The organism is Saccharopolyspora sp. 7B (assembly GCF_020177435.1).
In the GTDB taxonomy this organism is placed as follows: Bacteria; Actinomycetota; Actinomycetes; order Mycobacteriales; family Pseudonocardiaceae; genus Saccharopolyspora_C; species Saccharopolyspora_C gregorii.
In genome coordinates this window covers 1-5,001 of record NZ_JAIUKC010000205.1, presented here as the reverse complement: position 1 = coordinate 5,001, position 5,001 = coordinate 1, and the positions used below count along the sequence as shown (strand labels likewise).

The 5,001-nt window shown below is 73.8% G+C and carries 3 protein-coding genes; 2 read left to right on the top strand and 1 reads right to left on the bottom strand.

From position 1 onward, the window contains the following. Positions 1–186: 186 nt before the first annotated feature. On the bottom strand, positions 187–3,072 hold the full coding sequence (locus tag LCD33_RS26055) for an FAD-binding and (Fe-S)-binding domain-containing protein (protein WP_224966126.1): 2,886 nt from the start codon (positions 3,070–3,072) through the stop codon (positions 187–189). 262 nt (positions 3,073–3,334) lie between these two features. Between LCD33_RS26055 and fabG the strand changes: the two genes are divergently transcribed. Together fabG and fabI are read left to right on the top strand one after the other, a co-directional pair. After that, positions 3,335–4,039 carry a 3-oxoacyl-ACP reductase FabG gene (gene fabG / locus LCD33_RS26050; protein ID WP_224957440.1) on the top strand — a complete coding sequence of 235 codons (705 nt, stop codon included), beginning with the start codon at positions 3,335–3,337 and terminating at the stop codon, positions 4,037–4,039. 70 nt (positions 4,040–4,109) lie between these two features. Beyond that, the gene (gene fabI / locus LCD33_RS26045; protein WP_224978380.1) at positions 4,110–4,877 is read left to right on the top strand and encodes an enoyl-ACP reductase FabI; all 768 of its coding nucleotides are present in this window, start codon (positions 4,110–4,112) and stop codon (positions 4,875–4,877) included. Positions 4,878–5,001: the final 124 nt, after the last annotated feature.

The window sequence follows — 5,001 nt, the reverse complement described above, 5'->3', positions numbered from 1 at the left end:
CCCCAACACACGGCGAAATCGCTGTCCTCGCGAGGAAGCCGCTGAGAACCCGCGGGTGGTCGTTCTGCGTAGGTGGTCGGCGGCTCAGCGGCTTCGCCGCTGACAGGAACAGACGAAAGTCCCGCGGGCAGGTTCGGAGGCAGCGGTGAGGTTCCGTTTCGCCCATCCCGCGAACGGGAGCGGGATCTATCCGTCGAGGGCTCGGCGGACCAGGGTGGCCAGGTGAACCGGTTCGACGTCGGTGGCCTGGCGGATCTGCAACCGGCAGCTGAAGCCGTCGGCGACGACCGAGGTGCCGGGTTCGGCGGCGCGCACCGCGGGCAGCAGGGCCTGCTCGGCGCAGTCCATCGACACCTCGTAGTGGCCGCGTTCGAAGCCGAAGTTCCCGGCGAGGCCGCAGCAGCCGGCGTCGAGGACCTCGGCGTCGGTCCCGGTGGCGGCGAGCGCGGCCCGGTCGGCGTCGAAGCCGAGCTCGGCGTACTGGTGGCAGTGCCGTTGCACGAGCGCTTTGCCGCCGCCGGTGCGCTGCCAGCGCTCGCGGGTGGGTTCGACGTGTTCGGCGAAGGTGCGGGTGGCCGCCGCGAGCGCCCGCACGTCCGGGTCGTGCGGGGCGAGTTCGAGGGCGTCGCCGCGCAGGAACGCGGTGCAGCTCGGTTCGAGCCCGATCACCGGCAGGCCGGCGTCGATCCGCGGGCGCAGCAGGCGCGCGGTGCGCTGCACGACGCGGCGGGCGGTGCCGAGCTGCCCGGTGGAGGCCCAGGTCAGCCCGCAGCACACCGGTTCGCGGGGGAGTTCGACGGTGTGGCCGAGGCGTTCGAGGGCGAGGACGGCGTCGCGGCCGATGTGCGGGTCGAAGTGGTCGGTGAAGGTGTCCGGGAACAGCAGCGCGGGGGCGCCGCCGGGGGTGCTCGGGTGTTCGCGGTGGGCCCACCAGGACCGCAGGCTGCGTCCGGCGAGCTTCGGCATCCGCCGCTCGGGCGCGATGCCGCCGAGGCGCTTGACCAGCGGTGCCGCCGGGCCGCCGAGCACCGCGTTGACCAGGCCGGGCGCGACCCGGCCGAGGGCGAGCCACAGCGGCAGGAAGCCCATCGAGTAGTGGGAGGCGGGCCGCGGCCGGTGCCGGTAGTGGTGGTGCAGGAACTCGGCCTTGTAGGTCGCCATGTCGACACCGACGGGGCAGTCGGTCTTGCAGCCCTTGCACGAGAGGCACAGGTCGAGCGCCTCGCGGACTTCGCGGGAGCGCCAGCCGCCGCGGATCAGCGAGCCGTTGAGCATCTCGAACAGCAGGTGGGCGCGGCCGCGGGTGGAGTGCTGCTCGTCCTTGGTGGCCCGGTAGCTGGGGCACATCACCCCGCCTGTGGTGTTCAGGCACTTGCCCATGCCGACGCAGCGCCTGCTGGCGGGCGCGAGGTCGCCGCCGTCGGCGTGCAGCGCCAGCTCGGTGCGGGTGGGGATGTTCGGCGGGGCGACCAGCAGCCGCAGGTCGGAGTCCACGGGCCGGGGCCGCACGATCTGGCCGGGGTTGAGCAGGTCGTCGGGGTCGAAGGCCGACTTGAACCGCTCGAACGCGCCGATGATCTCCGGCGGGTACATCCGGGACAGCAGCGCCGAGCGGGCCCGCCCGTCACCGTGCTCGCCGGAGACCGAACCGCCGTGGGCGACCACGAGGTCGGCCGCGGCCTCCAGGAACTCGCGGTAGCGGGCGGCGCCGGGGCCGTCGAGCAGGTCGAAGTCGACGCGCACGTGGAGGCAGCCGTCGCCGTAGTGGCCGTAGGTGACGCCCTTGCGCCCGAACCGGGCCAGCAGCGCGTCGAACTCGCGCAGGTAGGCGCCGAGCCGTTCCGGCGGCACGGCGGCGTCCTCCCACCCGGACCAGCGCTCGGAACCGTCGGCCATCCGGGTGGAGTAGCCGGAGCCCTCCTCGCGGATCTTCCACAGCGCGCCCATCCGGGCCGGGTCGGTGTGCACGACGGCTTCGGCGCGGGAGCCGATGGCGCGGCGGACGCGTTCGGCGGCGTTCTCGGCGTCGCGCCGGTCGGTGCCGCCGACCTCGACGAGCAGCCAGCTGCGGCCGCCGGGCAGCAGCCGCAGCGCGGCGGAGGACGGGTTGCGGGCGCGGACCACGTCGACGAGTTCGGCGCTGAGCCCTTCGATGGCGAGCGCGTCGAGCCCGCGCAGCCGGGTGACCTGGTCGGCGGCGGCGTAGCTGTCCTCGAACCCGAGCACGATCATGGCGCGCGCGGCGGGTGTCTCGACGAGTTCGACGGTGGCGCCGAGCAGCACCGCGCAGCCGCCTTCGGTGCCGGTCAGCGCGCGGGCCAGGTGGAACCCGTGCTCGGGCAGCAGCTGTTCGAGGTTGTAGCCGGAGACCCGCCGGGTGAGGTCGGGGAACGAGGCGCGCACCTGCTCGGCGGTGTCGTCGCGCAGCGCCCGCAGCTGCTGGTAGAGCAGCCCGGTGCGGTCCTCGCGGGCGCACAGCGCGTCGAGCTCGGCGGGGGAGGTCTCCCCGACGGTGAGCCGGGTGCCGTCGGAGAGCAGCACGTCCAGCGAGCGCACGTTGTCGACGGTCTTGCCCCAGGCCACCGAGTGGGTGCCGCAGGAGTTGTTGCCGATCATGCCGCCGAGGGTGCAGCGGCTGTGCGTGGACGGATCGGGCCCGAACGCGAGCCCGTGCGGCTTCACCGCGGCCTGCAGGACGTCGAGCACCACGCCCGGTTCCACGGTGGCCAGCCGCCGCTCGGGGTCGACGTCGAGGATGCGGTTGAAGTGCCGGGAGAAGTCCAGCACCAGTCCGGGCCCGCAGGCGTTGCCCGCGATGCTGGTGCCCGCGCCGCGGCCGGTGATCGGCACCCCGCGTTCGCGGGCGACGGCGACCGCGGCGGCCACGTCCCCGGCGTGGCGGGGGTGCACGACGCCGAGCGGAACCTGCCGGTAGTTGGAGGCGTCGGTGGAGTACAGGGCGCGGGTGCCCGGGTCGAACCGGGCGGGTCCGTCGAGCACGTCGCGCAGCGCTGCGGCGAGTTCGGCGGGGTCGGGCTGGGGCGCGGTGGTGGTCGCGGCGGTCGTGGTCAAGCGGGAACTCCTGTCCTGGCCGTGGGCAGGTGCGGTCGGGGATCGCGGTCCGGGATCGCGGCTGTACGCACCGTAGGTCTTCGCGGGGCCGGAAGGCGGTGTCCACTGTCGGCGCGCCACCGCTCTGGCGATCGATTTCTGTTCGGAGCGGATGGGAGGCCGGTACCGGTGAACCGATAATGTCGCGGCTGTTCAGGTGAACGGACTCGGCCGTCGAGGCGCGGGCGTTCACCGCGCAGGGCTTTTCGGGAGGAGATCCACAGTGGGACGGTCCGTTCTGGTGACCGGAGGCAACCGCGGCATCGGGTTGGCCATCGCCCGCGCGTTCCAGGCGGCGGGCGACGAGGTGGCGGTCACCCACCGCGGCTCGGGCGCTCCGGACGGGCTGCGCGGCGTGCAGTGCGACGTCACCGACGCCGAGCAGGTCTCGGCGGCCTTCGACGAGGTGGAGGCCGCGCAGGGCCGCGTCGAGGTGCTGGTGTCCAACGCCGGGATCACCGACGACGGGCTGCTGCTGCGCATGGGGGAGGAGCAGTTCGGCCGGGTGCTCGACGCGAACCTCGCCGGTTCGTACCGGGTGGCGAAGCGGGCGGCGAGCAGCATGCTGCGGCTCAAGCGCGGCCGGATGGTGTTCGTGTCCTCCGTGGTGGGTCTTTCCGGCGGGGCCGGTCAGGCGAACTACGCGGCGAGCAAGGCGGGTCTGGTCGGCCTGGCGCGCTCCATCGCCCGCGAGCTGGGGTCGCGGTCGATCACCGCGAACGTGGTCGCCCCCGGGTTCGTCACCACCGACATGACCGACGCGCTCTCCGAGGAGCGCAAGAAGGAGATCTTCGCCCAGGTGCCGCTGGCCCGGTTCGCGGAACCGGAGGAGGTCGCGAGCACGGTGGCGTGGCTGGCCTCGGACGCGGCCGCCTACGTCACCGGCGCCGTGATCCCGGTCGACGGCGGCCTGGGCATGGGGCACTGAGCGGGTTCCGGCCCGGTTTTCCACCGGCCCGCCGCGCGGCGGGCCCAAGCAAGCACAGCGGAGGAAGTTCGTGAGCGGATTGCTCGAAGGCAAGCGCATCCTGATCACCGGCGTGATCACCGACGCGTCGATCGCGTTCCACGCGGCCAAGATGGCGCAGGAGCAGGGCGCGGAAGTGGTGCTCACCGGGTTCGGCCGGATGAGCCTGGTGGAGCGCATCGCCGGCCGGTTGCCGAAGCCCGCGCCGGTGCTGGAGCTGGACGTGACCAACGCCGAGCACCGCGACAGCCTGGCCGACCGGGTGCGCGAGCACGTCGACGGCCTCGACGGCGTGCTTCACTCGATCGGGTTCGCGCCGGCGTCCTGCCTCGGCGGTGGCTTCCTGGACGCGCCGTGGGAGGACGTGTCCACGGCGGTGGAGATCTCGGCGTACTCGCTGAAGTCGCTGACCACCGCGACGCTGCCGCTGCTGTCGGCGGGTTCGTCGATCGTGGGCATGGACTTCGACGCGCGCGTCGCCTGGCCGGCCTACGACTGGATGGGCGTGGCGAAGGCGGCGCTGGAGTCGACCAGCCGCTACCTGGCCCGCGAGCTCGGTCCGCGGGGAATCCGGGTGAACCTGGTGTCGGCGGGCCCGGTGCGCACGATGGCCGCGAAGTCCATCCCCGGCTTCTCCGGGCTGGAGGAGACCTGGGGTGAGCGGGCTCCGCTGGGCTGGGACGTCAACGACCCGACCCCAGTGGCGCAGTCGATCTGCGCGGTGCTGTCGGACTGGCTGCCCAAGACCACCGGCTCGATGATCATGGTGGACGGCGGGTTCTCCGCGCTCGGCGCGTGAGCCCGGTGGGGGGGGGGGGGGCCGCCCCCCCCCCCCCCCCCCCGGGGGCGGCCCGGGGGGGGGCGGGGCCCCCGGGGCCGGTGAGGTTGGGTGGGGGGGGGGTGTTGGGGGTGGGTGGGCCGGG